The sequence below is a fragment of the Inquilinus limosus genome (assembly GCF_051487185.1).
GTDB lineage: Bacteria > Pseudomonadota > Alphaproteobacteria > DSM-16000 > Inquilinaceae > Inquilinus > Inquilinus limosus_F.
Window position 1 is genome coordinate 233,200 of record NZ_JAHVDK010000002.1, and the last position, 26,023, is coordinate 259,222.

Genomic DNA, 26,023 nt, shown 5'->3' on the forward strand with positions numbered 1-26,023 from the left:
GGCCGTCCCAGCCTGGGATAGGTTTTGGGAAGATCTGGCCGATGTCGCCATACGACTATGTCGGTTCTCTCACCCAGTCCGGGCGCCTCCTGGCGATCCGGACCTCCCTCGGCGAGGACGTGTTCCTGCTCGAGGCGATGGAGGGGGAGGAGGCGGTCTGCTCGCTCTTCACCTTCCGATTGCGGGTCCGCTCGAAACGGCAGGACGTCAAGCCGGACGAGCTGGTCGGACGGCAGATCTCCTGGACCCTCGAGCTGCCGGGCGGCGCGCGGCGCAGCTGGTCCGGCGTGGTGGGCGGGCTGGAGGTCGGGCACGCCCTCGGCGACGGGATGCGCAGCTACACCCTGACCACGCATCCCTGGCTCTGGCTGTTCGGCCACACCGCCGACTGCCGGATTTTCCAGAACCAGACCACGCTGCAGATCCTGGAGACGATCTTCACCGAGGCCGGCATCCGCGACTGGGACTTCGCCCCGGTCACCGGGCCGAAGGCGGTGCGCGGCTACTGCGTGCAGTACAACGAGACCGACCTCGATTTCATCTTCCGGCTGCTGGAGGAGGAAGGCTGGGCCTGGTGGTTCCGGCACGAGCCGGGCAAGGACGGGGCCGCGTCCCGGCAGGTGCTGGTGGTGTCCGACGGCGCCCATGCCTGGACGCCGGGAGAGGAGCCGGAGATCCGCTACACCTCGACCGGCACCGACCTCAACGACATCAAGACCTGGACCCGGCGCTACGCCTTCAAGCCGGGGCGGGTGGCCGAGGCCGAGTGGAACTTCGAGACACCGGGCGCGCCGGTGAGCCGGGACCAGCCCTCGACGGCGCCGATCAAGAGCAACGAGCCGTTCGAGATCTACCGCTGGGGCGGCCGATTCCTGGAGCGCGATCGGGCCGACCACGTGACGCGGCGGCGGATCGAGACGCATGAGGCCGGGTTCGAGACGATCGAGGCCGAAAGCGGCAACCGCCGGATCCATCCGGGCCAGCGCTTCCGCCTGTTCGGCCATCCGCTGAAGGCGGAGAACGCGGATGTCGCGGTGGTGTCGGTGCGGCACCGGGCGGAGGACACGACCTACGTCCAGGGCGGCGGCAATCAGGGGCCGCCCACCTATGAGAACGGCTTCACCGTGGTGCCGGCGAAGACGCGCTGGGTGCCGCAGCAGAAGACGCCGCACCCGCGGATCGACGGGGTGCAGTCGGCGGTCGTGGTGGGGCCGCCGGGGGAGGAGATCTACACGGACCAGTACGGCCGCATCCAGGTGCGCTTCCCCTGGGACCGGCGGGCCAAGGGCCGCGACGGCGACAGCTGCTGGCTGCGGGTCAGCCAACCCTGGGGCGGGCGCAGCTGGGGCGCCCAGACCATCCCGCGCATCGGCATGGAGGTGCTGGTCGCCTATTACGAGGGCGACCCCGACAAGCCGATGGTGGTCGGGGTGGTGCCGAACCCGGACACCTATGTCCCCTACGCGCTGCCGGACAACAAGACCAAGACCGTGCTGCGCTCGAACACGCACAAGGGCACCGGCTTCAACGAGATCTCCTTCGAGGACGATGCAGGGCGGGAGAATCTGTTCCTGCACGCGCAGCGCGACCGGACCGAGCGGGTGCTGAACAACCGCACCAAGCGGATCGACGCGAACGAGGTGGCGTCGATCGGCGCCCACCGGGCGGTGGAGGTGGGCGGCAACCAGAAGCACGAGATCGGCGGCTCGATGAACCTGACGGTCGGCGGCACCGGCGCCGGGGCGCTCGGCCTGCTGGGGCCGGTGGCCGGTCTGGCCAGCCAGACCGCGGGCCTCTTGCAGCAGGCCGGGCAGATTGCGGGGGTGAGCGGCACGGGGCTGGCCAGCTTCGCCACGACGCTCGCCTCCTCGGCTCTGGGCTTCCTCGGCGCGGGCGGGCTGCTGTCGCGCGAGGGCGTGGTCGCCGGCCCCAACCCGCGCGCCGACCAGGGCGCGAACCTCGCCGCCTCCGGCGCCGGCGTCGGCACAGACGCCGGCTCGCTGTTCCCGCTGCCCGGGATCATGAACACCGTCGTCGGCAGCTTCAAATCCGACACGGTCGGCGTTGCCCGGGTGGAGCAGGTCGGGACCAGCAAGGTCACGAATGTCGGGGCGACCTTCCTGACCTCGGTCGGCAAGGCTTACCAGCTCTCGGTCGGCGAGAGCGCGGAGACGCGGGTCGGCAAGACCAACATCGTCGATGTCGGCGAGACCTTCGAGATCACCGCCGGCGAGAAGTTCGTGATCACGGTCGGCCAGACGCGCTTCCAGATGGACAAGTCCGGCATCGTCACCATCGAGGCGCCGCAGACCACCATCGTCAAGGGCGGCGCTGCGCAGATCACTGTCGGGCCGGGGCCGATTCTCTATGTTCCGGCGATGGTGCCGGGCAAGACGCCGTCGCCGCCGGCCCAGTGCTTACGGCGGATGTCGGACAGCGCTTCGCCCTTCGTGAAGAGTTAAGCGGATGACCGAATCTCTCGACAGAGCCGCAGCAGATACCGCCTCGCGGCTCAAGGCGACGATCGCGGCCTTTTCCGGCAGAAGGTTCGCGGTGCTGGATGGCGGCCAATTCGAAGATCTGCCAGGCCAATGCAGGCATGAGGGACTCTTTGTGCGCTCTCTCTTCCTCGACCATGCCGACGAGGAAGCCGAGAAGGCGGGCCCCTGGCTGGTCGCGCTTGATCAGGAGCCGAAGGCGGTCGCCAAGGTTTTGGCTTTGGTGGGCAACAAGCCTGCAGCCGTGTTCTGGTCGTGCGATGAGGGGGAGGCGGTGCTGCATCGCCACCTCCGCACCCTCAATATGGTTCGGATCCCCGATTGGGCAGCGCTCGGCATGGCGCACTCGCCCGATCCGGACAAGCCGACCGTCCACGATTCCGTGATGTTCCGTCATTGGGACCCGCGCGTCCTCGGCGACATCATGCCTGTGCTCGATCCCGAACAAGTCGCACGGGTGCTCGGCCCGGCCGAGGAAATCGCCTATGTCGCGGACGACTACGGCGGCCTCAAGCGGGTCATTCACGAACCCGATCTGCCACCAGCCCCGCGTGGCATGCTGACGATCCGCGCGGACCAGATCGAAGCTCTCGATTCCCGCCGGCGCGCCGCCTACTACCGCCGCATGTCTGCGCATCTCAGGGACATGGCCCCTGAGGAAACCTCGGGCATGAGCGATGACGAGGTCCATGACCGGGTTCTGCGATACGAGGCTTCGGGGCGGAAACTGGGCCTGACGCATGAGCGGGCCTTGAGCATCTGGGGCTTTCTGATGATCGCCAGCGGGGACCGCTTCGAGCTCCTGCCGGAGGTTCGAGAATTCCTGAGATCGGGGCCAGGCACCCCGGACGAGAATGTAGAAACGCTCCTTCACCAGATGACACGTCTCTCCAGCACCATTGGGGAGGTGCGCTGATGCCTTTTCTTGGCCTTGGCGCCCCGCTATTAGCTGGAGCAGGGGGCGGTACAGCCGTCGTAGGAGGAGGTGCTGCCGCAACGGGCGGCGTCGCCGTATCGGGAAGCACCCTGGCGGGCATAGCCGCCGTCGTAGGGCTGGGCGCCCTCTTGGGGGGAGATGCCCCCCGGCCGGCCGAGGCGGTCGCAGCCCTCACGCCGGAACAGCAGGCGGAACGGCTACGTCGAGCACGAGAGATCGCAGCAGCCCTGCCGGCCGCGCAGGCAACGACGTGTCAGAATTGCTGTCGACGGACGGTCATCATATCGCGGGCGGCGGCGCCGGAATCCGCCAGGCACATCGACGATGCGCAGGCGATGGGCTTCCCCAGCGTATTGACCTATGATCCGGCCGGGAAGAATGCCCGGCGCGCTGCCTCGTTGAGAGGAATTCCGACCCGGCCAGGTTATGACCGTGACGAATATCCGCCGGCGGCGTTTGCAGAAAACGGTGGCGTTGCGGATGTCCGCTACGTGCCGTCATTGGACAATCAGACCGCCGGTGGGTTGATCAGTGCCGGACTCGCAGGGGCTACCCCAGGTTGCATCGTCACTATCAGAACAGGACCCTGAAGATGCTCTCTGAATTCGCAGTGATGGTCGACTACGGACAGATACTCGTCTTTGTTCAGGGCTTGCCCAGGCCAGGGCTGATATGGACTCCAGATCACGGGGCTCAGGGTTTCGCATGGGCGCCGGGCATCGTGAGTTTCGGCATCCCTGATCACGATGGCGAGTCTCTCATACAGGTAGACGTCGCGCCTGACATCTCCATCGAGCCGGAAGCACTATGGGCCATCCGGGTCCCTTTCAATGTCCCGACACTTCCCCTTCAGATCGGTACCGTCGGAGCCATGGAGGATGTCCACGTTCCGCAGGGCAGTTATAGCCTGGTGTTTGAAGCTCTTCCCGGCAGCATAATTAAGGAGAACGAGTACGGTTTCGTGCTCAAGCTCAAATTCTGCGCCGATCCACACCCGGATTTCGAGATCCTCAAGAAGGGCGGCAATCTTACGACGGACAAAGTGCTGCGAAGGGACGCCCAGCACGCGTGAACGGGACACTCCACTAGAGCGACAATCGAAATGCTGGCCGTAGATCTTAGCGGGGACTACCAGCGCCTTGAATGGCTGCAGGATTACAATCATGACGGTGCCTTGAGATGATTGCTGAGTTCGAGTTGACTGTCTCCTATACGCAGATTGTCGTCTCTGTTTCCGGCATAACGCCGCCTGAGTTTGACTGGACTGACGAGCATTTGGCTCAAGGTTTCGCATGGATGCCGACTATCGTGAGCTTTGGCGTTCCCGATCATGATGGCAAATGCCTTATCCAAGTCGAGACTGTTCCGCGAATTCAAATCGATCCGGACACTCTTTGGGCGATCCGCGTACCGTTCGATGTTCCCTCTGTGCCGCTCACAATTGGCTCCATTCTCGATGGCAAAGATGTCAAAATACCAGAAGGTAGATACAGTTTATTTTTTGAAGCGTTGCCAGGAAATTTTGGAGAAGGGCGCGATTATGCTTTTGTCTTTCGACTCAAATTCTTCAAAAATTTAAGTCCCGATTTCAAAATTCTTAAGCAAGGCACCGAGCTTACGACGGATAAGGTTTTGCGGAGAGGTCTCTAGCCCGTTTGAGGGAAACGCTTCGACATGCTCGTCGGTGACAAAATGACTCGCGAGACTCAAACCGTACCACCGCCAGGCCAGATCGGTGCAGATCGCATCGAAACCCCGCGTCTTATTCTGCGTCCACCAGTGTATTCCGATGGCCCGGGACTGCATGCTCTTCTGTCAGATCCTGTAGTATGTCATTATAGCCCATATCTACCCTTCACAATCAGTGATACTCATTTCGCGATCGTCGAATGGCGCGAGAGCCGCCCGAAGGGCCTCCGCACCTATGTAATCGCAAATCGGTACGATCCGCGCAGCCCTATCGGTTTTCTTCAAGTAGGCCCAGATGAGGAACTGGGTGGTCTGCTGTCGCCCAAGGAAAGCGGTCAGGGTCTTGCTTCCGAAGCTCTGCGGGTGGTTGTCGAGACGTTGGGGCTCCGGAAGGCCTGGACCATTATCGATGCGGAACACAAGGCCCTTATACACACCCTTGGAAAGGTGAATATCAGACTGGAGAGAATGCTGCCCCGATATCGAGTTCACCCTCAGATTTCCCTTGAGAAACGGGATTGCGTTCTGCTTCGCCAGCAGCCCGCGTAGGATTGAAGATCGACAGGCCGGTCATGATTGAGGTGTTCCATGTGGCGAGCGCCTTCGAGATCCCGCTCATCGTACAGGCCGACCTCTTCGTCCTGCATGAGTGAATGGGGGCACGCCATCAGTACCAAGCCTTGCTTAAGAATCGTCCTGGCAACATTCGGTATCGAAACCGGATTCTAGATTGAACATCGAATTCTAGGGGGCTGATGGATTGGATCCTGAAACCGCTTGCAGGAGTTGGAAATATCACATTCGGTATGTCACCAGACGATGTTCTGGGGATAATGGGGTATCATCAGGAAGAGCAAAAAGTGGAAGCAAAGAAAGTATCAGTTTTGGCGACAATATATATAATAATATAAGATTTAAGTTTGGGGATGAATCTCTTTATGAAATAGGGGTCGCGCGAGGAAATAAATTTATTTCTATATATGATGTATATGTATTCGCTGATGTCGATAGAACGGTCAATGAGCTGAAAAGCGCGTCAGCGTGGTATATGAGATGCTTGGTTTTTTTTAATCTTCGATGAGATCGGGGTGACGCTGACAGGTTCCACGATAGAGCCGAGGAGGATCAGGCGATAACGCTATACGCTCCAGGGAGATGGGACAGGATAATTTCACGGGCAAAAGTATGGCACCAGGGCTAGCTTCGAAATCAGGGTCACAGACCGACTCGGCAGGGCTGCATCACGCTCTACCATGTCAGGTCTGGTCATAGCCGGCGTGCTCTGGATTGCGTGATCCGGAGTTGCTATAGCTTCACGCATTAGATGCCCTGTCCGTCATCCGCGCCAAGGATCGCAGAATTGTCCGTCAGCCGCTCTGTGACGATCTCAGCGACGGTCGACGACTATATCAAGGCGCAGAGGCTGCACCTGATGAAGCAGTACAGGAAACCCGCTGTCCTTGCTGCTATCGCGATGTTTTCAATTATGTACATCCTGTTTCTACTTGTGATCCTGGCTGGGCCGCGAAGGTCGTATGACGCCGCGCCATATGTTCACGTCCTCTTTACCGCGTTGCTGGCGTCTCCTGTCGTGAACTACTTTTTCATTTCGCCCTTCATCAGCCGCAGGAATTTTCGGCGGCAGAAGACGCTCCATCGCCCGACGACGCTCATATGGTCCGAGGCCGGCCTCGAAACGAAGAACGAAACCGGCGAATGGCTGCTCCCGTGGAGCGATTACTACAAATGGGCCGAGAACGCGCACATGTTGCTGCTCTATGTCGGGCCCAACCTCTTTCAGTTCGTGCCGAAGCGCTGGCTGACGGCCGACCAGGTGGTTGATCTGCGCCGATGTGCTGCCGTGTTGAGCGCGCCTGCAAAGGTCACTCGGCCCACGCCGAGGCAGGGGCGGTAGGCTGACGCGCCTGATCCAGGCTGCAGGTCCGTTTCGGATGGGTGGGCGCAGTGTCGTCTTGCGTTAACCCGCGAACCTCGTTCATGATATGTTCCATGAACGCTGCCTCTCCCGATCTCGACATCCCGGCCTATTGCCGCGGCCTCGCGCTGCAGCAGGTCGAGATGCTCACGCGGATCGCGGAGCTCGGCATGCGGATGGTCGAGGCCGAGGGCGCCCGCGCCATCGCCGCCCAGGCCAGGGCCGAGGCGCAGGAGGCCGGGCTGGCCTTCACCCGCTATGCTCGCACGGTGCAGCACGCCCTGGCGCTGCGCGCCCGCGCCGCCGACCGGCTCTGCGCCCTCGATCGCGCCGACCGCAAGGCTCGCCGCGCCCGCCAGCGCAACCATGTCACCGAGGCCCTCTACGCCCTGATCTGGGATCCCCGCCAGCCGACCGAGGAGCTCGACGACGCCGACCATCGCACCGGCATTCTCCACGAGCGGCTCGACGCGCTCTATCAGGATGAGGAGGATCGGATCGAGGACCGGCCGGTCGGCTCGGTCATCACCGGCCTGGCCTGCGGCCTCGGCCTGTCCGACGAATGGCGCCGCCGGGCCGCCGACTGGTCGGACCCGCCCTACCCGCCGCCGCCGACCGGCACCCCGGCCGAGATCCGGCAGCGGCGCCGGGCCCGGCTGCACGAGTTGATGCAGCGGACGCTCGACGTCATCGCCGATCGCAACAAGGTCCCCGCCCTCAAGGCCGGGATCGCGGCCCGGCTCACGGAGCCCGACATCGAGGACCTCATCCTCGCCGAACCTCCGGCCCGGGCCGCCGAACGCCTCCGCCGCTCCCTCGCCATCGACCCCGACCCCTTCGGCGACGACCCGAAGCCGCCCGATACCGGGTGACGGCCGGCCTTTCCCCGGCCTCAAAAAGGAAGGGGAGGGGCTCGGCGCCGCAGGCGACGGGAGGGTGAAGGAGGGCTCCAGCGGGGATCGATCCCCGCCGCGATGTGTTAGCGAAAATGACGCCCGCCCTTCGCGGGCGGCTCCGCCCGACACCGCAGGACACCCGGACCGCCGATGATCAATTTCGACAGCCTGTGGGCGCTGTTCGTCTTTTACGGCCTGAACGTGCTCTACGCGGTCGTGCTGCTCGGCCTCGGCTGGTGGCTGGCGCGGTCCGTCGAGCGATGGCTGCTGCGCCTCGCCGCCCGCACCCGGCATGTCGACCCGACGATCGCCGACTTTCTGGCGTCGCTGGCGCGCTACCTGGTGCTCGCGGTCGTCGTCATCGCGGTGCTGCAGATCTTCGGTATCCAGACCACCAGCCTGGTGGCGGTGCTGGGCGCCGCCTCCCTGGCCATCGGCCTGGCGCTGCAGGGCACGCTGTCGAATCTCGCGGCCGGCGTCATGCTGTTGATCTTCCGGCCGTTCAAGATCGGCGACGCGGTCGAGGTCGCGGGCAAGGTCGGCACGGTGCGGTCGCTGTCGCTGTTCATGACCGAGCTGGTGACGCCGGCCAACGTCCAGATCCTGCTGCCGAACGGCTCGGTCTGGGGGGCCGCCATCGTTAACACCTCGACCTATCCCGGGCCGGCGAAGATGGATCTGGCCTTCCTGGCGCCGGCCGGCCCGGCGGGCGAGGAATTGGCGCGCGAGATCGTCGCCGCGCTCAAGGCCGATCCGCGCCTGGTGCCGGGGGCGGAGCCGAGCGTCGTCGTGTCGAAGCTGGTCGACCTGTCGAAACCGGGCGCCGGGGTGGTGGAGCTGACGGTCAGCGCCCCCGTGGCCACGGCCGATGTCGGCGCGGTCAAATCGGCGCTGATGGAACGGATCAATACGAGCATGGGACGCCTGATCCCGAGCGGCCTTGCCTCGGGCGGCAGCGCCCCCTAAAACCCGCGGGGCAAACCGGAAGAACCCGCCCGCATGTCCTCGCTCGCCTCGAAGCTGACCGAAACCGTCGCCGCCGCCTTCGCCGCGGAGGGGCTGCCGCCGGAATTCGGCCTCGTCACCGTCTCGAACCGGCCGGATCTCGGTCAGTTCCAGTGCAACGGCGCGCTCGCCGCGGCGAAGCAGGCGCGCGCCAATCCGCGCGAGATCGCGCAGCGTGTCGCCGACCGGCTGGCGGCGAATCCGGATTTCGACAACGTCTCGCTGGCGGGCCCTGGCTTCATCAACCTGTCGTTGACCGACATCGCCATCGCCGCGCACGCCGATACCCAGGCGCGCGACGAGCGGCTCGGCGTGCCGCTGGCCGATCCGCCGCGCCGGGTGGTGCTGGATTATGGCGGGCCGAACGTCGCCAAGCCGATGCATGTCGGCCATCTCCGCGCCTCGATCATTGGCGACAGCCTGCGCCGCCTGTTCCTGTTCGCCGGCGACGAGGCGATCGGCGACGTGCATATGGGCGACTGGGGCACGCCGATGGGCATGGTGATCAGCGAGATCGCCCGCCGGGATCCGCAGCAGCCCTATTTCGACCCGGACTACACCGGCCCCTATCCTGAGGAGAGCCCGGTGACGATGGAGGACCTCGAGGTCCTGTACCCGGCCGCGGCCCAGGCGTCAAAGGCCGATCCGGCGCGGATGGAGGAGAGCCGCCGGGCGACCGCGGAGCTGCAGGCCGGCCGCCCCGGCTACCGGGCGCTGTGGCAGCATTTCTTCGACGTCTCGGTCGCCGGCATGAAGCGCGAATTCGACGCGCTCGGCGTGCAGTTTGACCTGTGGAAGGGCGAGGCCGCCGTCCACGACCTGATCGAGCCGATGGTCGAGGCGCTGAAGGCCAAGGGCCTGGCCGAGATCGACGAGGGCGCCGTCATCGTCCGGGTCGCCGAGCCGGACGACAAGACCGAGATGCCGCCCCTGATCCTGGTCAAGTCGGACGGCGCGGTGATGTACGGCACCACTGACCTCGCCACCATCGTCGACCGGGTGCGGACGCTCGACCCCGACCTGATGCTCTACATCGTCGACCAGCGCCAGGCGCTGCATTTCGAGCAGGTGTTCCGCGCCGCCCGCAAGGCCGGGCTGAACGGCAAGGCGGGGATGGAGCATCTCGGCTTCGGTACCATGAACGGGCCGGACGGCAAGCCGTTCAAGACCCGCGCCGGCGGGGTGATGAAGCTGTACGACCTGCTCGACACCGCCACCGAGATGGCGCTGAAGCGGCTGGAGGAGGCGAAGCTCGCCGAAGGCTATCCGGAGGAGGAGCGGCGCGAGATCGCCCGCCGGGTCGGCATCGCCGCGGTGAAGTTCGCCGACCTGTCGAATCACCGGGTCTCGAACTACGTCTTCGACCTCGACCGCATGCTGCGCTTCGAGGGCAAGACCGGGCCGTATCTGCAATACGCCGCGGTGCGCATCAAGTCGATGCTGCGCCGGGCCGAGGCCGAGGGCATCGCGCCGGGCAGCATTCTGCCGGCGGTGAACGAGGCCGACCGGGCGCTGATGCTGCAGCTGGCGCAGCTGCCCGACGCCGTCCGTAGCGCCTATGACAAGCGGGCGCCGAACGAGCTGTGCGACTTCGCCTATGCCCTGGCGCGGGAGTTCAGCCGCTTCTACGACGCCTGCCATGTGCTGAGCGAGCCGGACGCGGCGCGCCGCGCCTCCTGGCTCGGCCTGGCGGCGCTGACCCTGCGCCAGCTCGAACGGGTGCTCGGCCTGCTCGGAATCGAAATTCCGGAGCGTATGTAAACGAACAAATCTGGTGTATCGTCCGACCAAAGGCGGAACGACGGGGTAAGCCCCGTGGTTTAGCATTGGGGCAGAAAGCCCCTGCCGCGGACCGTCGTCCGCGGTCGAAGGAAGAGGACGGGTGATCATGACGGGTACTGCCGACCGAAGCGCGGCGCTCAGTGCCGCCTGGGCCGAGCCCTGGGCATCTGCCGTCGAATACTGGGTCGATGCGGCGCAGCGCAGCGTGCTGTTCTGGGACGTGATGCGCCAGCGCGGCAACCAGTATCTGGCGCATGCGGCCGATCCGACGCCGCATGTTCTGTCCTACGAGTTCGAGCTGATCCTCGACGGCCGCACGCTGGAGCGGCCCTGCAACTACATGCTGGTGCGAATCGTGCCGCCCGAAGGCGTGACGGTCGACCCGAACAAGCGGCCCTTCGTCATCATCGACCCGCGCGCCGGCCACGGGCCGGGAATCGGCGGCATGAAGCCGGAAAGCCAGATCGGCCGCGCCCTGCGCGCCGGCCACCCCTGCTATTTCATCGGCTTCCTGCCGGTGCCGGTGGCCGGCCAGACGCTGGAGGATATCGGCCGCGCCCAGGCCGAGTTCCTGCGCATCGTCGCCGAGCGCCATCCGAAGGCCGAGGGCAAGCCCTGTGTCATGGGCAACTGCCAGGCCGGCTGGGCGCTGGCGATGCTGGCCGCGGTCAAGCCCGACATCGTCGGGCCGATGATCCTGGCCGGCGCGCCGCTGTCCTACTGGGACGGGCCGCGCGGCAAGAACCCGATGCGCTATCTCGGCGGCCTCGCCGGCGGCGGCTGGCCGGCGGCGCTGGCCAGCGACCTCGGCAACGGCCGCTACGACGGCGCCCATCTGGTGCAGAACTTCGAGAGCCTGAACCCGGCCAACACGCTGTGGTCGAAGCAGTACAACCTGTACCGCAAGGTCGACACCGAGGCGCCGCGCTATCTCAGTTTCGAGAAGTGGTGGGGCGGCTATGTCCAGCTCAACGCCAACGAGATCGAGACCATCACCGAGGACCTGTTCGTCGGCGACAAGCTGACGGCGGGGCAGGTCGAGATCTCCGGCGGCCGCAAGATCGACCTGCGCAACATCACCTCGCCGATCGTCGTGTTCTGCTCGCAGGGCGACAACATCACCCCGCCGCAGCAGGCGCTGGGCTGGATCCTCGACCTGTACGACTCGACCGACGACATCGTCGCCAACGGCCAGACCATCATCTACGCCATCCACGACGACATCGGCCATCTCGGCATCTTCGTCTCCGGCCGAGTCGCGGCGAAGGAGCACAACGAGTTCATCCAGAACATCGATCTGATCGACACGCTGGCGCCCGGCCTGTACGAGGCGGTGATCGTCGAGAAGCAGGCGGACGACCCGAATGCCGGGCTGATCCGCGGCGACCATGTGGTGCGGTTCGAGGCGCGCAGCATCAACGACCTGCGCGCGCTCGGCATCAACAATGCCGAGGAGGACAAGGCCTTCGCCACCGCAGCGCGGGTGTCGGAGATCAACCGCGCGCTTTACACCTCGACGGCCCGGCCGATGGTTCAGGCGCTGGCCAGCGAGCCGGCGGCGGAGCTGGGGCGGCGGCTGAGCCCGGCGCGGCTGCAGTACTCGCTGTTCTCGAACCGCAACCCGGCGATGCTGCCGGTGGCGCTCGCGGCCGAGCAGGTGCGCGAGAACCGCCGCCCGGCGGCGCCGGACAACCCGTTCCTGGCCTTCCAGGACCTAGTGTCGAGCCAGATCGTGACCGCGCTGGACGGCTGGCGCGACCTGCGCGACCGCTGGATCGAGAGCAGCTTCTACGCGCTCTACGGCAACCCGGTGCTGCAGGCGATGCTCGGCATCGGCGACGGCACCCTGGCCGAGCGCCGCCCGCCGCGCCGGGGCGAGCCGGAGGAGGAGCGGGAGGCGCTGCGCGGCAAGGTCGCCGAGGGCGACATCCGCGCCGCCGTGCTGCGCGCCATCCTCTACGTCATCTGGCCGATGCGGGCGGTGGACGAGCGCGGCTTCGCCACGCTGCGCCAGCTCACTGCCGACCAACTGCCGGGCCACTGGGGCTCGCTGGCCGAGTTCAAGGCGGCGATGCGCGGGCAGTACCTGATCCTGCGCTGGCTGCCGGAGGAGGCGATGAAGACGCTGCCGGGCCTGCTGCCGGCGGATGCCGAGACCCGCTCCCGCGCCTTCGCGGTGATCGAGGCCGTGGTCTCCGCCGCCGGCCCGGTCGCGGGCGAGGTCAAGCTGCGGCTCGAGCGGATGCGCGAAGCCTTCATCGGGACCGCGCCAGCCAAGCCCGCCGCCACGACGCGCCGTGGCCGCACCGGACGGACGCTGAAGGTGGTGAAGTAGAGGAGCATAGAAACCCCCTCTCACCGTCATTGCGAGGGGGCGAAGCCGACGAAGCAATCCATGCCTCCGTTCGAGCTGCGCCATGGATTGTTTCGCTGCGCTCGCAATGACGGCATTCCGAGGCCTTGCTTGGGGCGTCAGCGGTCTGGGTGAGTGTCCTTTTCACCCGCTCATGTCGCCCCGACCCAGTGATTCCCCTTGACTTGATTGTTCCTGTTTTGTTCTAATTACGATGTGACGCTTGCCGCCAGAAGGCGCGATGACGATGATGGGGGTCGGAGAGTCGATCTCAAAGACCCGTCGGATCAGTCCGTCGTCGGTGGCCATCGGCGGGCGGCGTGGACCAGTGCCAGGACCCACACCGTGTCGCCCTGGATTTCGTAGACGAGGCAGTAGTTTTCGTGCGGGATCAGCTCGCGTGTGCCGGGGATCTTTCCGGCGCGGCCAAGCATCGGGAAATCGGCCAGCTTTGCCGCTGCATCGCCGAAACGCCGATCCATCCGGCTCGCCGCCGACCGGCTGTCGGCGGCTATATGATCCCGAATATCGGTACGATCCTGCTCGGCTTCCGGCGTCCAGATGACCTTCACGAACCGGTCTCGTCGGCCTCCCGCAACAGTTCCGCACGCCGGGCCGCGAACTCGGCTTCGACCTCTTCATTCGACCGACCGCGGCCGGCCCGCATCGACGCACGCGCGATCTCGACCTTGCGGCGGAGGAACTCGTCGTACTCACGCTCCTCGCGACGGCGCTGGACGAATTCGCGCATCAGCTCCCGCATCACCTGCGAGGCGGGCCGATGGGCCGCCTCGGCTTCGGCCATGAAGGCGTCGCGGAGCTCTGCTTCGAGCTTCATCGTGAAAACGGCTTCTTTCGGCATGCTCGTCATTCCGCATCCGACGGATACTGAGGAAGTATATACGACCTCATTACCAGGCGCAAAACGGGCATCCGCCGGCAGCTCAGCCCAGGCCGCGGATCGCCGCAATCGCCGCCTGCGGGTCGGTCCAGTCTTCGGCCGCCACCCGCCGGAAATCGGCGTCCGGGACGGCGGCGACGCAGGGCACTTCCATCAGCTCGGTCCACCAGGACACGATCTCGGCATCGGCGTCGAAGCCGATGAAATCGGCGCCGGCCTCGCCGGCTTCCATCGCCTCGTGCCGGCTGGTGCCGACGGCGACGCCGACGATCGCCTGGGCGCCGACGGCCTTGCGCGCCGCGGCGTAGCCGCCGGGGCCGACCACCACGCCGTCGCAGCCCGTCCGGGCGGCGAGGGCCGCATCGTCGCGCAGCAGGAAGGCGACGCCGCACTCCTGCGCGATGTCGCGCAACCGTTCGACCGCGGCCCTTGCCGCGGCCGGATCGGCCGGCACAGCCATCTCGACGCAGGCGACGTCACCGGCGCCGAGCGCGGCCGCGAACACCGCCGGATCGAGCTCCGGCGGGATCGCGAGATAGATGCGGGGGTCGCTCAGGGTTCCTTGCCCTGGAAGATGCGGACCAGGGTATCGAGCAGCTCGAGCGCCTCTTCCCGCGGCCGGCGGAAGCAATTGCGGCCGATGATCGAGCCGTTGCCGCCGCCGTCGCGGATGGCGCGGGCGTCGTCCAGCACCGAAGCGGTGTCCTTGGCGGCGCCGCCGGAGAACACGACGATGCGGCGGCCGTTGAAGCAGGAGCGCATGACCTCGGCGACGCGCTCGGCCTGGGTGCCGATCGCGATCCTGGCGCCGTCGAACTCCTTCTTCGCCTCCTTCTGCTCGATGAATTCGGTCGGCAGCTTCACCTTGATGACATGGGCGCCGAGCTGGCTGGCCAGATGCGCGGCATAGGCCACTACATCGATCGCGGTCTCGCCTTCCTTGGTGATGGCGCCGCCGCGCGGATAGGACCACAGCACGGTCGGCAGGCCGACCGACTTGGCCTCGCGGATCAGTTCGCCGATCTCCTCCATCTGGTCCAGTCCGCGGTCCGAGCCCGGATAGATGGTGAAGCCGATCGCCGTGCAGCCCAGCCGCAGCGCGTCATCGACCGAGGCGTAGATCGCCTGGTCGGCATCCTCCTTGGCGCGGGACAGGCTGTTGGCGTGGTTCAGCTTCAGGATGGTCGGAATCTGGCCGTACAGCTTGCCGCTCGAGACCTCGAGCTGGCCGAGCGGCGCGGCATAGGCGTTCAGCCCGGCGTCGATCGCCAGCTGGTGGTGGTAGAGCGGGTCGTAGCCGCCGGGATTGACGGCGAAGCTGCGGGCCGGACCGTGCTCGATCCCCTGGTCGACCGGCAGGATGATCATCTTGCCGGTGCCGCCGAGACGGCCGTTCATCAGGAGCTGCGCGAGCTTGGCCTTCACGGCCGGGTTTTCGCTGTCGTAGTTCGACAGGATTTTCTGCACGCGCGGGCTGATTCTCATCGTCCGTCTTCCTCGAAGCGGTGGATCGGTCGGCTGCAATCCCTAGCCGAGTGGGTCGGCTTGTTCAACGCCGCCGGCGCACAAATGTTTCGTGATAAATGTACGACGAATTCGGCGGCTCTAAGCCGCTTCGGTCCGCGTCCGGATCGAGGACAGCATCAGGCTGGTCTCGGTCAGGGAGATGCCCTGGATCTGCCGGATCCGGCGCAGCGTCTGGTCGAAGGCCTCCAGCGTCGCCGTCTCGATCTCGGCCACGATGTCCCAGCGGCCGTTGGTGGAATGCAGCGCCCGCACCTCCGGGAAGCCGCGCAGCCGCTGCATCACCCGGTCGGCCGCCTGGCCCTCGACCTCGATCATGGTGATGGCGCGGATCGGGAGGGGCTGGCTGCCGGCCTTGACCACGATGGTGAAGCCCTGGATCACGCCGGTGTCGACCAGCCGGTCGATCCGGGCCCGCACCGTGGCGCGGGAAACGCCGAGCGTCGCCGCGAGAGTCGCGATCGGAGTCCGGGCATCGGCGCGCAGCAGCGACAGCAGCCTGTGGTCGAGATCGTCCATTCTGATCAGGATGCCTTTCCAGATTGCTCAATCCGATGACCAAAATAGCCATGATGCCATCTTTATGTCACCCCCCGGCGGGCGGATAATCGGTCTCGGACCTCGCCGACAGGGATGGCAGGATATGGACGGAACGCAGACCGATCGCAGGCAGCAACGACCCTCGCGCATCGCCCTGGTGGGCGCACCGGTCGAGGTCGGGGCCGGGCATCGCGGCGCCGTGATGGGCCCGGCGGGGCTGCGCACCGCGGGCCTGCTGCCCAGCCTGCAGGGCCTCGGCTTCGAGGTCGAGGATCTGGGCGACCTGGCGCCGGCGCGGCCGCTGCCCGCTGTCGCCGAGACGCCGCAGATGCGCCACCTGCCGGAGATCGCGGGCTGGGCCCGGGTCCTGAGCGACAAGGCCTGCGCGCTGATGCGGCAGGGCGTGCTGCCGATCTTCCTCGGCGGCGATCACAGCCTGTCGATGGGCACCGTCAACGGCGTGCTGCGCCATTGCCGCGAGGCCGGGCGCGAGCTGTTCGTGCTCTGGCTCGACGCCCATACCGATTTCAACACGCCGGCGACCACGCCGTCGGGCAACATGCACGGCATGTCGGCGGCCCTGCTGTGCGGCGAGCCGGGGCTGGACGACGTCTTCGGCAGCGGGCCGCGCGAGCGCCTCGACCCGCAGAATCTCTGCATCTTCGGCGCCCGCTCGATCGACCGCGAGGAAAGGGCGCTGCTGCGCCGCCGCGGGGTCGAGGTGTTCGACATGCGCCTGATCGACGAATACGGCGTCTCGGTGCTGATGCGCCGGATCATCGACAAGGTCGCGGCCCGCAACGGCGTGCTGCATGTCAGCCTCGACGTCGACTTCCTCGACCCGTCGATCGCGCCGGGCGTCGGCACCACCGTGCCGGGCGGCGCCACCTACCGCGAGGCGCATCTGATCATGGAGATGCTGTACGACAGCGGCCTGGTCGGGTCGCTCGACGTGGTCGAGCTGAACCCGTTCCTCGACGAGCGCGGCAAGAGCGCGCTGCTGCTGGTCGACCTGGTCTCCAGCCTGTTCGGTCGGCAGATCATCGAGCGGGCCGGGGCGCTCGAGCGCGCGGCCTCGGGCGCGCAGTGAGGGACAGGAGCAGGATCATGGCCACCACGAAGGCGTTCCGCCTCATCGAGACCGAAACCCGCCTCGGCGCCCACAATTACAAGCCGCTCGACGTCGTGCTGTCGCGCGGCGAGGGCGTCTGGGTCTGGGATGTCGACGGCAACCGCTATCTCGACTGCCTGTCGGCCTATTCGGCAGTGAACCAGGGCCATTGCCATCCGAAGATCCTGGCGGCGATGGTGGAGCAGGCGCAGAAGCTGACCCTGACCTCGCGCGCCTTCCGCAACGATCAGCTGGCCCTGTTCTACGACGAGATCGCGGCGCTCACCGGCTCGCACAAGGTGCTGCCGATGAACAGCGGCGCCGAGGCGGTGGAATCCGCGATCAAGGCGGTCCGCAAATGGGGCTACGAGGTCAAGGGCGTGCCGGCGGATCAGGCCGAGATCATCGTCTGCGAGAACAATTTCCACGGCCGCACCCTCGGCATCGTCGGCTTCTCGACCGACCCGGACGCGCGCGGCAATTTCGGCCCCTTCGCGCCCGGCTTCAAGATCGTGCCTTTCGGCGACGCCGCCGCCTTCGAGGCCGCGATCACTCCGAACACCGTCGCCTTCCTGGTCGAGCCGATCCAGGGCGAGGCCGGTGTCGTCATCCCGCCGGCCGGCTACTTCAAGACGGTGCGCGAGCTGTGCACCCGGCACACCATCACCCTGATCCTGGACGAGATCCAGACCGGGCTCGGCCGTACCGGCAGGCTGCTGGCCGAGGAGCATGAGGGCATCGAGGCCGACGTCACCCTGGTCGGCAAGGCGCTGTCCGGCGGCTTCTACCCGGTTTCGGCCGTGCTTTCGAACTCCGAGGTGCTCGGCGTGCTCAAGCCCGGCCAGCACGGCAGCACCTTCGGCGGCAACCCGCTGGCATGCGCCGTCGCCCGCGCCGCGCTCAAGGTGCTGGTCGAGGAGGGCATGATCGAGAATGCGGAGCGCCAGGGCGCCTATTTCCACGCCCAGCTCGCCGGGCTGCGCAGCAACCTGATCCGCGAGGTGAGGGGCCGCGGCCTGATGCTGGCGGTCGAGCTGCACCCCGAGGCCGGCGGCGCCCGCCGCTACTGCGAGGCGCTGCAGAAGCTCGGCGTGCTGGCCAAGGACACCCATGGCGATACGATCCGCATCGCGCCGCCCCTGGTGATCACTCGGGAACAGGTCGACTGGGCGCTGGAGCAGTTCGCGGCGGTGATGACCGGGACGGCCTGAGCCGCCGCCCCGGGGCGGATCGCCGGCTACTGCTGGTTCGACACGATGATCGCCACGCGGCGGTTCTCCCGCCGCCCGGCGGCCGAGCGGTTGTCCTCGACCGGTGCGCTCTTGCCCATCCCGACCACCTGCAGGTCCCGGGCGGGCATGCCGGCCGCGACCAGGGCGTCGGCAACGGCCTTGGCCCGGGATCTGCGCCGGCGTCAGCCCGGACTGGCAGCCGGCGACGGAAGCGGCAAGGAGGCCGGCGACGGCCAGCCCGATGGCGGTGCGTCTAGAGACGGGATGCAAGATCGGTTCCCCATTCCTCGGATGATGCCGGACCGGCGGCAAGTTCCCGGCCGCCCGGCCGCAGGCGTTTGGCGAGATACATGGCGGCGTCGGCCCGGCGCAGCAGCGTCGCCCCGTCCCGGGCATGGTCCGGGAACACGGCGATGCCGATGCTGACCGAGGCGGTGGCGGCGCCGTCGGCCGGCAGCTGGATCGGCTGCTTCAGGCTGGCCAGGATGTCGTCCGCGATGTGCAGCGCGTCGGCGATCTCGGCGATCGGCGCCAGCAGGACCGCGAACTCGTCGCCGCCCAGCCGCGCCACCAGATCGGTCTTGCGCAGCTGGTCCCGCACCCGGGCAGCGACGGCGGCCAGCACCGCATCGCCGGCGGCGTGGCCGAGATCGTCGTTGGTCTGCTTGAAGTTGTCGCTGTCGAGGAACAGCACGGCGACCCGGCCGCCGACCGCGCGGGCCTCCTGCAGCGCGCCGTCGAGACGGGCCTCGAAGCTCGCGCGGTTCGGCAGCCCGGTCAGGCTGTCGTGGCTGGCCTGGTGGGCCAGGGACTCGTTCTCGCGCTGCAGCCGTGCCTGCCAGGCTTCGAGCTCGCCGAGCAGCGCGTTGAAGTCGTCGGCCAGCTCGTTCAACTCGGAGATCGCCGCCGGGGGAACCCGCTGGTCGAAGGCCCGTTCGCGGCGGACCCGATGGGCCACAGTCGCCAGCGTCTGCAGCGGCCCGACGATGCCGGCCACGAGATAGCGCGACAGTAGGAGCGCGCTGAGCGCGCTCAGGGCCAGGCACACCAGCACCACCGCCGCGCCGATCGCCAGGAATCGCAGCAGCCCGCCGGCGCTGCCGTGCAGCTCGATCCGCCCGATCTCCACATTGTCGTGGACGATCGGTTGCAGCACGGGGGAGGCGAAGGCCAAGTCGGCCAGGCGCCGCTCCAGCCCGAACAGCGACGGCCCGGCCGGGCGCCGCCAATGCGCGAACAGCGCGCCGCCGGCATCGTAGACCTTGGCCTCGGCCACATCCTCTTCGGCGGACGCGATCAGGGTCAGCGCCTCCTCGGCGGCGGCGCGGTCCTTGAACACGACCGCGGCTTCCACCGTGTAGCTCATCGAGGTGGCGATGAGCTGCAGGTTGCTGCCGGCATAGGCGCGCAGGGCGGCGAAGCCGGCGACGGTGAGGGTCAGCCCGGCCAGCGCCACCGCCAGCAGGGCGACGCCGAGATGCGCCCGCCGCAGCACGCTGCGCAGCGTCGGCCGCGGCTCGCGGCTCCTGTCGCGCCGGCTCACGGCGGCATCTCCTTGCGCCGGCCGAGCTGCAGCACCTTCGGGCTCACCCGCACGCCGCTGCGCGCCACGGAATCGAGATTGATCTGGAACGACACCTGCGTGCCCTGGACCCGCAGACAGAACATGCTGCCGACGGTGCAGCTGTCATCCTGTTCGCTGATGCTGAGCACCGAATGGCCGGCCAGGCGCGAGAACAGTTGCCGCCGCTCGACATCGCCGATCCGGCCGAGATAGACGACGTCGCAGTCGTCGCCGGGCGATCCGCCGGAGGCCAGGCGGGTCGCCTTGACTGGCCGGCCGGAGGGCTGGGTGGCGTCGGCCAGCAGGCTATCGGCATAGTCGGCCGGCCCGATCACGCAGAGGCGGAGCTGCGGCGGCTCGACCGGCCAGCGGGTGTAGCTGATGATGCCCATCACCACCTGCCGCACCGCCGCCGCACTGTCCCGCGGCGGGTCCTGGGGCTGCGCCCAGCCCGGACCGGCCAGGGCCAGCAGCATGGCACCCGCCCGCGCGGCCCGGCAGGCAATGCGCCCCAGGGGCGACAGCCACATCAGGCGGCCGGACATCGTGATCAGGGCGCCCCGTCAGGCCCGCGCGGCGGCTCGGCGCCGGCGGGGGATGGCAGGTGTCCGGCGATCTGGGGCGGTCGGGCGGGGAGGGCGCAATCGGCGCGGCATCGGGACAACAGGATCTCGGAACAATCTCGTGTTTCGGCAATGGTCATTTTGTCCGCCGATTCGGCGAAAAATCGGCAGATATTCTCAAGAATATCATCATTGAGCCGGGCGGGCATCCCGAGACCGTGCCAATCCTGAGACGATCGAGGGCAGACAGGCCGGCATTCCGGGGCGGTGCGGTCCTGGTGTAAGAAAGGCCCATGGAAGCCCTGACCGATCTCGCGGTCGACGTCCTGGAAGCGGCGGAGCCGCAGCGGAAGATCGACCTGACCCATCGGGCCGCCGCGGCCTGGCGGCAGCGCGCGATCCCGGCCCTGGGCACCCGCCGGCCGCCGCTGCGGCCCGCCCGCCCGGCGCGGCCGGAGCTGCGGCGGCCGGGCGACATGCCGAAGCGGCGTCTGGGTGGCGAGGCGGGACGCATCGCGCTGCTGCACGCGCTGGCGCATATCGAGCTAAACGCGATCGATCTGACCTGGGACCTGATCGCCCGCTTCGCCACGGCGGAAACGCCGGAGGGGTTCTTCGACGACTGGGTCAAGGTCGCGGACGAGGAGGCGACGCATCACGGCCTGCTGTCGCGGCGGCTGGGTGAGCTCGGCTCCTCCTACGGCGCCCTGCCGGCCCATGACGGGCTGTGGCAGGCGGCGGAAGAGACGGCGGAGGACCTGCTCGGCCGGCTCTCGGTCGTGCCGCTGGTGCTGGAGGCGCGCGGCCTCGACGTGACGCCGGAGACGGTGGAGCGGCTAGAGCGCGCCGGCGACGCCGACAGCGCCCGCATCCTGCACCGGATCTACACCGACGAGATCGGCCATGTCGCCGCCGGCCGGCGCTGGTTCGAATGGGAATGCGGTCGCCAGGGCAGGTCGCCAATCCCGACCTATCACGAGCTGGTGCGGCGCTATTTCCGGGCCAAGCTGAAGCGGCCCTTCAACGTGCCCGCCCGCGACCTCGCCGGCTTCGCCGCCGCCTTCTACGAGCCGCTGGCTGAATAGGGCAGGGCAGGGCCGGTCAGCCCTTGCGCTCGTAGATCACGTACAGCTTTCGCGCCGGCGTCAGGTTGTGCCAAGTGCCTTCGAAGCCGGCGGGCACGACGAAGCTGGCCTCGGCCTCGAAGCGGCGGGCGGCGCCGGCGGCGTCGGTCAGCTCCACGGTGCCGGAGAGGAGATGACAGAACTCCTCTTCCGTGTAAGACACGCGCCAGATCCCGACGGCGCCTTCCCAGATCCCGGCCGAGAATTGGCCGCTCGGGTCACTGTAGAAGTTGCGCACCGTCTGCAGCGGATCGCCGCTCAGAACCTTGGCCTGGTCGGGCCGATAGGTCATGTCCTCCGACCGGGCGGTGGCGAAGTCGACGATGTCGGCGGCGGTCTTGCTCATGTGATCCTCGCTTGCGGGAAGCGGCAGGCTGCCGGCTTCAGCTCCTGTTGTCGAGGCTCCAGGACGGCTGGGCGAAGCGTTCGGCCAGGAAGTCGACGAAGCTGCGGACCTTGGCCGACAGGGTGCGGGCCGGCGGGTAGACGGCGTGGATGCCGATCTCCGGCAGCCGCCACTCGGGCAGGACCTGTACCAGCCGGCCGGCGGTGAGCTCTGGGGCGGCGATGAAATCCGGCTGCCGGGCGATGCCGTAACCCTCCCGGATCGCCGCCTGGATCGCGTCGCCGTTGTTGATCTGCAGCCGGGCGCTGACACGGACCCGCACCTCGCCCTCCGGCCCCGTGAACACCCATTCGTCGCGATTGGCGCCGTAGGCATAGCCGATGCAGCGGTGCCGGGCGAGGTCGGAGGGGTGGGTCGGGGTGCCATGGGTTGCGAGATAGGCCGGGGCGGCGCAGAGCAGGATGCGGCAGGGGGCCAGGCGGCGGGCGATCAGCGAAGAATCGGCCAGGCGGCCGATGCGGATGGCGAGGTCATAGCCGTCCTCCAGCAGATCGACGACCCGGTCATTCAGGGTCAGATCGACCGAGACCTCGGGATAGCGGTCGAGATAGGCGGCGAGCGCCGGGGCGACGTGCAGCACGCCGAAGCTCATCGGCGCATTGACCCGCAAGAGGCCGCGCGGTCGGGCGTGCAGGGCCGCCGCCTCCTCCTCGGCCTCGGCCACGTCGGCGGTGATGCGCTGTGCCCGGCGATAGAAGGCGGCGCCGGCTTCGGTCAGGCTCAGCCGGCGGGTGGTGCGGTTCAGGAGGCGGGTGCCGAGCCGGGCTTCGAGATCCAGGATCGCCCGGCTGGCCAGCGCGCGGGAGAGGCCGAGCTGCTCCGCCCCAGCCGCAAAGCTGCCGGAGTCGACGATCCGCACGAACAGGTCCAGCGTGGTGAGGCGGTCCATGATTGTCAAAGGTGGAGCGACAATCTCGTGATGTCACGCCGGATTATCAGAGTCGATGCCCGGGACCATTATCATTGGTGCGGCACCAAGCTCAGCCGCGCAGGAGATCCGCCATGACCACGATGCCCGCGCTCTTCGTCTCCCACGGCTCGCCGATGCTGGCGCTGTCGGACGAGCCGACGGGCCGGTTCTTCGACACCCTCGGACCGTCGTTGCCGCGCCCGGATGCGATCCTGCTCGCCTCCGCCCATTTCGAGACCGAGGTGCCGACGCTGGGCGCGGTGCCGCAGCCGGAGACGATCCACGACTTCTACGGCTTCCCCGAGCCGCTGTACCGGATCCGTTATCCGGCCTCCGGAGCGCCTGGCCTGGCGCGCCAGGCCGCGGAGCGGATCGCCGCGGCCGGCCTGCCGGTCGCAATCGACGACAAGCGGGGCCTGGACCACGGCGCCTGGGTGCCGCTGCGCCGGATGTATCCGGCGGCCGACATCCCGGTCGCCACCCTGTCGGTACAGCCGCATCTCGACCCGGCGTACCATTATACGGTGGGGCAGGCGCTGCGCGACCTGCGCGACGAGGGGGTGATGATCCTGGCGTCGGGGTCGCTGACCCACAATCTGCGGGCGCTGGACTGGCGCGGCGGCCCTGATGCGCCGGTCTCGGACTGGGCCCGGGTGTTCGTCGACTGGGTGGCGGCGGCGGTGGCCGAGGGCCGCACCGAGGACCTGCTGAACTACCGCCGCCTGGCGCCGGAGGCGGTGAAGAACCATCCGGCGGACGAGCACTTCCTGCCGTTCTTCATCGCCCTCGGCGCCGGCGACCTGCCCGGCCGCCGGCTGCACGCCAGCGTCACCATGGGGGCGCTGGCGATGGACGCCTACGCGTTCTGAGGACGGCCGTCAGGCCGCCAGCTTCAGCCGGCCCAGCGCCTCGTCCAGGCCGATCTCACCGAGGAAACGCCCGGTGCTGCGGGCGGGCTCGCCGCGCTCGACCGCGTGGGCGAACCGCACCGCCGGGTCGGCCTCCAGCCGCTCGAACAGGCGCTGCAGGCCGGGATAGTCCCGCCGGTCGACGACGTCGTGGTACTTGGTCCAGCGGGCGATGCCGATGAAATAGGCGTCGGCCAGGGTCCGGTCGCCCAGCAGCCAGTCCCGGCCCCCGAGCATCGCCTCGAGATCGGCATGCGCCTTGGCCACCTTCGCAGCGCCATAGGCCCGCAACACCTCGCGTTCGGCGCCCTCGATGCCGTGCTCCAGGGCGTACCACAGCGGGCTGAAGGCGTTGAAGAAGCTGGTGTTGAGGAAGGCCAGCATCTGGTTCAGCCGGTCGAAGCCGTGCGTGCTTTGAGGGAAGGCGAGGCGCTGATCGATCCCGCGCGCGCCGAGATGGTTCAGGATCGCCATGCTCTCGCTGATCAGCCGGTCGTCCGCCGTCATCAGCGTCGGCGTCTCGCCGACCGGGTTCAGGCGGCGGTAAGCCTCGCCCTGCACCACCGCCGGCATCTCGATGCGGCATAGCCGGTACGGCTCGCCGAGCCATTCCAGCGCCACGATCGAGCCGAAGGAGCAGCCCGACGGCACGCCGTAGAAGAGGATCGGTTCCATATGGGGTCCCTCGTCTTTTGGTCACGACGGGAAGATGCTCATGTGGACTTCGGGGCTGTAGCCGTGCTGATGTGAACTCAAGGTCCACGGATATGGACGATGGTCGTGCTCAATCTCAATGACCTGACGCTGTTCGTCCGGGCGGTGGACAGCGGTGGCTTCGCCGCGGCGGGGCGGCGGCTGGGGCTGCCGAAATCGACCATCAGCAAGCGCGTCGCGGAGCTGGAGGCGGGGCTCGGCGCCCGGCTGATCCACCGCACGTCGCGCAGCTTCGTGCTGACCGAGCTCGGACGCGACTTCTACGACCATGCCCGCGCCGCCATGATCGAGGCGGAGGCGGCCGAAGGCGTCGTCCGCCGCCGCCTGGCCGAGCCGAGCGGGACCGTCAGGATCACCGCCTCGGTGCCGACAGCTCAGTTCCAGCTCGCCGAGCGTCTGCCAGAGCTCGCCCGGGCCTATCCGAAGATCCGGCTGCAGCTCCACGTCACCGACCGCTTCGTCGACCTGGTGCAGGAGGGCTTCGACATCGCGGTGCGCAGCCATTTCACCCCGCTGCCGGATTCGGAGCTGGTGCAGCGGCGGATGAAGGTCGAGCGGATCACCCTGGTGGCGGCGCCGGACACTCTGGCGCGCCGCGGCACGCCGCAGGAGCCGGAGGATCTGAAGGAGCATGACGGTCTGCTGACCGGGCCCACGGCCACGGTCTGGCGGCTGCGCCATCGGGACGGCCGCGAAGCGCAGGTCGCGCCGGTGCCGAGCTTCGTGGCCGACGAATCCGTGGTGCTGCTGAAGGCGGCCGCCGCTGGGCTGGGGATCGCCTGCCTGCCCGAAGCCATAACCGCCGCGGCTCGGGCGGAGGGGAGGCTGGTGCCGGTGCTGCCGGAATGGGAGGCCGGCACGGTCTCGACGACGATTCTGACGCCCCACCGGCGCGGGCAACTGCCGGCCGTCCGCGCCGTCATCGATTTCCTGGCGCGGGAGGCCGGTTAGTCCTGCTGACCCTTGGTCGCGGCCAGCACCGCCTCGACATGGCCGGGCACCCGGACGCCGCGCCACAGGCCTCGGACGATGCCCTGTTCGTCGACCAGCACGGTCGAGCGATCGATGCCCATGTATTTCCGGCCGTACATCGACTTCTCGACCCAGGCGCCGTAGCGCTCGACCGTGTCGTCGTCCTTGGCCGAGGCCAGGGTGAAGGTGAGGCCGTATTTCGCGGCGAAACGCTCCAGCGCCGGCACCGGGTCCTTGGAGATGCCGATCACCGTGGCGTCGACGTGCTCGAATTCCGGCAGCGCGTCGTTGAAGCCGCAGGCCTCCTTGGTGCAGCCGGAGGTATCGGCCTTCGGATAGAAATAGACGATCACCTTCCGGCCCCGCAGAGCCGACAGCGAGACGGTCCCGCCGCCCGCCTTGGGCAGGGTGAAATCCGGGGCGGGCTTGCCGATCTCGACGGTCATTCTGGTCTCTCC

26 protein-coding genes and 2 pseudogenes are annotated in these 26,023 nt (G+C 67.6%); 15 read left to right on the forward strand and 13 right to left on the reverse strand.

Going from position 1 to position 26,023, the window contains the following annotated elements; all coding sequences use genetic code 11:
- Positions 1-41 precede the first annotated feature (41 nt).
- From KXR53_RS02990 to KXR53_RS03010, 5 genes and pseudogenes are all read left to right on the forward strand, one after another.
- Positions 42-2,462, forward strand: a complete 2,421-nt coding sequence (locus KXR53_RS02990) for a type VI secretion system Vgr family protein (RefSeq protein ID WP_437373239.1) — start codon at positions 42-44, stop codon at positions 2,460-2,462.
- A gap of 4 nt (positions 2,463-2,466) precedes the next feature.
- Positions 2,467-3,414, forward strand: coding sequence for a DUF4123 domain-containing protein (locus tag KXR53_RS02995; protein WP_437373241.1), 948 nt, complete (start codon positions 2,467-2,469; stop codon positions 3,412-3,414).
- A gap of 613 nt (positions 3,415-4,027) precedes the next feature.
- On the forward strand, positions 4,028-4,507 hold the full coding sequence (comJ, locus tag KXR53_RS03000) for a competence protein ComJ (protein ID WP_437373243.1): 480 nt from the start codon (positions 4,028-4,030) through the stop codon (positions 4,505-4,507).
- 107 nt (positions 4,508-4,614) lie between these two features.
- A complete protein-coding gene (gene comJ / locus KXR53_RS03005) occupies positions 4,615-5,085 on the forward strand; it encodes a competence protein ComJ (protein ID WP_437373245.1) in 471 nt (156 codons plus the stop codon).
- Between the two features lie 42 nt (positions 5,086-5,127).
- Positions 5,128-5,559 (forward strand): annotated as a pseudogene (locus KXR53_RS03010) (GNAT family N-acetyltransferase); the annotation flags it as partial.
- A gap of 19 nt (positions 5,560-5,578) precedes the next feature.
- Here KXR53_RS03010 and KXR53_RS03015 read toward each other — a convergent pair.
- Positions 5,579-5,743, reverse strand: coding sequence for a hypothetical protein (locus KXR53_RS03015; protein ID WP_437373468.1), 165 nt, complete (start codon positions 5,741-5,743; stop codon positions 5,579-5,581).
- 741 nt (positions 5,744-6,484) lie between these two features.
- Here KXR53_RS03015 and KXR53_RS03020 point away from each other — a divergent pair.
- The 5 genes from KXR53_RS03020 to KXR53_RS03040 all read left to right on the forward strand — a co-directional run bounded on the left by KXR53_RS03020 (position 6,485) and on the right by KXR53_RS03040 (position 13,078).
- On the forward strand, positions 6,485-7,039 hold the full coding sequence (locus KXR53_RS03020) for a YcxB family protein (RefSeq protein ID WP_437373247.1): 555 nt from the start codon (positions 6,485-6,487) through the stop codon (positions 7,037-7,039).
- A 95-nt stretch (positions 7,040-7,134) separates the two neighbouring features.
- The gene (locus tag KXR53_RS03025; RefSeq protein WP_437373249.1) at positions 7,135-7,932 is read left to right on the forward strand and encodes a hypothetical protein; all 798 of its coding nucleotides are present in this window, start codon (positions 7,135-7,137) and stop codon (positions 7,930-7,932) included.
- 174 nt (positions 7,933-8,106) lie between these two features.
- Complete coding sequence (locus KXR53_RS03030; protein ID WP_437373251.1) at positions 8,107-8,922, forward strand: mechanosensitive ion channel family protein; 816 nt, start codon at positions 8,107-8,109, stop codon at positions 8,920-8,922.
- A 33-nt stretch (positions 8,923-8,955) separates the two neighbouring features.
- Positions 8,956-10,722 (forward strand): arginine--tRNA ligase, encoded by a 1,767-nt coding sequence (gene argS / locus KXR53_RS03035; protein ID WP_437373253.1) that lies wholly within the window; start codon positions 8,956-8,958, stop codon positions 10,720-10,722.
- Between the two features lie 127 nt (positions 10,723-10,849).
- Positions 10,850-13,078 (forward strand): DUF3141 domain-containing protein, encoded by a 2,229-nt coding sequence (locus tag KXR53_RS03040; RefSeq protein WP_437373255.1) that lies wholly within the window; start codon positions 10,850-10,852, stop codon positions 13,076-13,078.
- Between the two features lie 305 nt (positions 13,079-13,383).
- Here the strand turns inward: KXR53_RS03040 and KXR53_RS03045 are convergent, their stop codons facing one another.
- The 5 genes from KXR53_RS03045 to KXR53_RS03065 form a co-directional block, all read right to left on the reverse strand.
- Positions 13,384-13,668 (reverse strand): type II toxin-antitoxin system RelE/ParE family toxin, encoded by a 285-nt coding sequence (locus KXR53_RS03045; protein WP_437373257.1) that lies wholly within the window; start codon positions 13,666-13,668, stop codon positions 13,384-13,386.
- Positions 13,665-13,967, reverse strand: coding sequence for a hypothetical protein (locus KXR53_RS03050; RefSeq protein WP_437373259.1), 303 nt, complete (start codon positions 13,965-13,967; stop codon positions 13,665-13,667). Before KXR53_RS03050 ends, KXR53_RS03045 begins: the two co-directional genes overlap by 4 nt.
- Positions 13,968-14,040: 73 nt before the next feature.
- Positions 14,041-14,502 carry a thiamine phosphate synthase gene (locus tag KXR53_RS03055; protein WP_437373261.1) on the reverse strand — a complete coding sequence of 154 codons (462 nt, stop codon included), beginning with the start codon at positions 14,500-14,502 and terminating at the stop codon, positions 14,041-14,043.
- A gap of 47 nt (positions 14,503-14,549) precedes the next feature.
- Positions 14,550-15,482, reverse strand: coding sequence for a class I fructose-bisphosphate aldolase (locus KXR53_RS03060; protein WP_437373263.1), 933 nt, complete (start codon positions 15,480-15,482; stop codon positions 14,550-14,552).
- Between the two features lie 120 nt (positions 15,483-15,602).
- Positions 15,603-16,040, reverse strand: a complete 438-nt coding sequence (locus tag KXR53_RS03065; protein WP_437373265.1) for an Lrp/AsnC family transcriptional regulator — start codon at positions 16,038-16,040, stop codon at positions 15,603-15,605.
- A 124-nt stretch (positions 16,041-16,164) separates the two neighbouring features.
- Here KXR53_RS03065 and rocF point away from each other — a divergent pair, with 124 nt between their 5' ends.
- Together rocF and rocD are read left to right on the forward strand one after the other, a co-directional pair.
- Entirely contained in the window at positions 16,165-17,151 is a 987-nt protein-coding gene (gene rocF / locus KXR53_RS03070) for an arginase (RefSeq protein WP_437373267.1), read from the forward strand.
- A 17-nt stretch (positions 17,152-17,168) separates the two neighbouring features.
- Positions 17,169-18,383, forward strand: coding sequence for an ornithine--oxo-acid transaminase (gene rocD, locus KXR53_RS03075; protein ID WP_437373269.1), 1,215 nt, complete (start codon positions 17,169-17,171; stop codon positions 18,381-18,383).
- Positions 18,384-18,409: 26 nt separating this feature from the next.
- On the opposite strand, the pseudogene KXR53_RS03080 reads toward rocD, so the two are convergent.
- From KXR53_RS03080 to KXR53_RS03090, 3 genes and pseudogenes are all read right to left on the reverse strand, one after another.
- A pseudogene (locus KXR53_RS03080) lies at positions 18,410-18,562 on the reverse strand (OmpA family protein); the annotation flags it as partial.
- A gap of 95 nt (positions 18,563-18,657) precedes the next feature.
- A complete protein-coding gene (locus KXR53_RS03085) occupies positions 18,658-19,947 on the reverse strand; it encodes a diguanylate cyclase domain-containing protein (protein ID WP_437373271.1) in 1,290 nt (429 codons plus the stop codon).
- Positions 19,944-20,513, reverse strand: a complete 570-nt coding sequence (locus KXR53_RS03090) for a YfiR family protein (RefSeq protein ID WP_437373273.1) — start codon at positions 20,511-20,513, stop codon at positions 19,944-19,946. The genes KXR53_RS03085 and KXR53_RS03090 overlap by 4 nt, the downstream gene beginning before the upstream one ends.
- Positions 20,514-20,824: 311 nt before the next feature.
- On the opposite strand from KXR53_RS03090, the gene KXR53_RS03095 reads away from it, so the two are divergent.
- Complete coding sequence (locus KXR53_RS03095; RefSeq protein WP_437373275.1) at positions 20,825-21,616, forward strand: ferritin-like domain-containing protein; 792 nt, start codon at positions 20,825-20,827, stop codon at positions 21,614-21,616.
- Positions 21,617-21,632: 16 nt separating this feature from the next.
- On the opposite strand, the gene KXR53_RS03100 is transcribed toward KXR53_RS03095, so the two are convergent.
- Together KXR53_RS03100 and KXR53_RS03105 are read right to left on the reverse strand one after the other, a co-directional pair.
- On the reverse strand, positions 21,633-22,001 hold the full coding sequence (locus KXR53_RS03100; RefSeq protein WP_437373277.1) for a cupin domain-containing protein: 369 nt from the start codon (positions 21,999-22,001) through the stop codon (positions 21,633-21,635).
- Positions 22,002-22,038: 37 nt separating this feature from the next.
- Entirely contained in the window at positions 22,039-22,950 is a 912-nt protein-coding gene (locus tag KXR53_RS03105) for a LysR family transcriptional regulator (protein ID WP_437373279.1), read from the reverse strand.
- Positions 22,951-23,063: 113 nt separating this feature from the next.
- Between KXR53_RS03105 and KXR53_RS03110 the strand changes: the two genes are divergently transcribed.
- The gene (locus KXR53_RS03110) at positions 23,064-23,840 is read left to right on the forward strand and encodes a dioxygenase family protein (protein WP_437373281.1); all 777 of its coding nucleotides are present in this window, start codon (positions 23,064-23,066) and stop codon (positions 23,838-23,840) included.
- 9 nt (positions 23,841-23,849) lie between these two features.
- Here KXR53_RS03110 and KXR53_RS03115 read toward each other — a convergent pair whose 3' ends face one another.
- Positions 23,850-24,554: a glutathione S-transferase family protein gene (locus KXR53_RS03115; protein WP_437373283.1), complete on the reverse strand. Its 705-nt coding sequence runs from the start codon at positions 24,552-24,554 to the stop codon at positions 23,850-23,852.
- A 99-nt stretch (positions 24,555-24,653) separates the two neighbouring features.
- Here KXR53_RS03115 and KXR53_RS03120 point away from each other — a divergent pair, with 99 nt between their 5' ends.
- A complete protein-coding gene (locus KXR53_RS03120; RefSeq protein WP_437373285.1) occupies positions 24,654-25,544 on the forward strand; it encodes a LysR family transcriptional regulator in 891 nt (296 codons plus the stop codon).
- Here KXR53_RS03120 and KXR53_RS03125 read toward each other — a convergent pair.
- Entirely contained in the window at positions 25,541-26,011 is a 471-nt protein-coding gene (locus tag KXR53_RS03125; protein WP_437373287.1) for a peroxiredoxin, read from the reverse strand. The genes KXR53_RS03120 and KXR53_RS03125 overlap by 4 nt on opposite strands.
- Positions 26,012-26,023 lie beyond the last annotated feature (12 nt).

Bases quoted from the DNA above. Each gene is read 5' to 3' on its own strand.
- KXR53_RS03110 (WP_437373281.1), top strand. From the start codon at position 23,064: ATGACCACGATGCCCGCGCTCTTCGTCTCCCACGGCTCGCCGATGCTG.
- KXR53_RS03125 (WP_437373287.1), bottom strand. From the start codon at position 26,011: ATGACCGTCGAGATCGGCAAGCCCGCCCCGGATTTCACCCTGCCCAAG.
- KXR53_RS03090 (WP_437373273.1), bottom strand. From the start codon at position 20,513: ATGTCCGGCCGCCTGATGTGGCTGTCGCCCCTGGGGCGCATTGCCTGC.
- KXR53_RS03115 (WP_437373283.1), bottom strand. From the start codon at position 24,554: ATGGAACCGATCCTCTTCTACGGCGTGCCGTCGGGCTGCTCCTTCGGC.
- KXR53_RS03030 (WP_437373251.1), top strand. From the start codon at position 8,107: ATGATCAATTTCGACAGCCTGTGGGCGCTGTTCGTCTTTTACGGCCTG.
- KXR53_RS03105 (WP_437373279.1), bottom strand. From the start codon at position 22,950: ATGGACCGCCTCACCACGCTGGACCTGTTCGTGCGGATCGTCGACTCC.
- comJ (WP_437373243.1), top strand. From the start codon at position 4,028: ATGCTCTCTGAATTCGCAGTGATGGTCGACTACGGACAGATACTCGTC.
- KXR53_RS03025 (WP_437373249.1), top strand. From the start codon at position 7,135: ATGAACGCTGCCTCTCCCGATCTCGACATCCCGGCCTATTGCCGCGGC.
- KXR53_RS03040 (WP_437373255.1), top strand. From the start codon at position 10,850: ATGACGGGTACTGCCGACCGAAGCGCGGCGCTCAGTGCCGCCTGGGCC.
- rocD (WP_437373269.1), top strand. From the start codon at position 17,169: ATGGCCACCACGAAGGCGTTCCGCCTCATCGAGACCGAAACCCGCCTC.
- KXR53_RS03120 (WP_437373285.1), top strand. From the start codon at position 24,654: ATGGTCGTGCTCAATCTCAATGACCTGACGCTGTTCGTCCGGGCGGTG.
- rocF (WP_437373267.1), top strand. From the start codon at position 16,165: ATGGACGGAACGCAGACCGATCGCAGGCAGCAACGACCCTCGCGCATC.
- KXR53_RS03065 (WP_437373265.1), bottom strand. From the start codon at position 16,040: ATGGACGATCTCGACCACAGGCTGCTGTCGCTGCTGCGCGCCGATGCC.
- KXR53_RS03100 (WP_437373277.1), bottom strand. From the start codon at position 22,001: ATGAGCAAGACCGCCGCCGACATCGTCGACTTCGCCACCGCCCGGTCG.
- KXR53_RS03060 (WP_437373263.1), bottom strand. From the start codon at position 15,482: ATGAGAATCAGCCCGCGCGTGCAGAAAATCCTGTCGAACTACGACAGC.
- KXR53_RS02995 (WP_437373241.1), top strand. From the start codon at position 2,467: ATGACCGAATCTCTCGACAGAGCCGCAGCAGATACCGCCTCGCGGCTC.
- KXR53_RS02990 (WP_437373239.1), top strand. From the start codon at position 42: ATGTCGCCATACGACTATGTCGGTTCTCTCACCCAGTCCGGGCGCCTC.
- comJ (WP_437373245.1), top strand. From the start codon at position 4,615: ATGATTGCTGAGTTCGAGTTGACTGTCTCCTATACGCAGATTGTCGTC.
- KXR53_RS03015 (WP_437373468.1), bottom strand. From the start codon at position 5,743: ATGAGCGGGATCTCGAAGGCGCTCGCCACATGGAACACCTCAATCATG.
- argS (WP_437373253.1), top strand. From the start codon at position 8,956: ATGTCCTCGCTCGCCTCGAAGCTGACCGAAACCGTCGCCGCCGCCTTC.
- KXR53_RS03095 (WP_437373275.1), top strand. From the start codon at position 20,825: ATGGAAGCCCTGACCGATCTCGCGGTCGACGTCCTGGAAGCGGCGGAG.
- KXR53_RS03050 (WP_437373259.1), bottom strand. From the start codon at position 13,967: ATGACGAGCATGCCGAAAGAAGCCGTTTTCACGATGAAGCTCGAAGCA.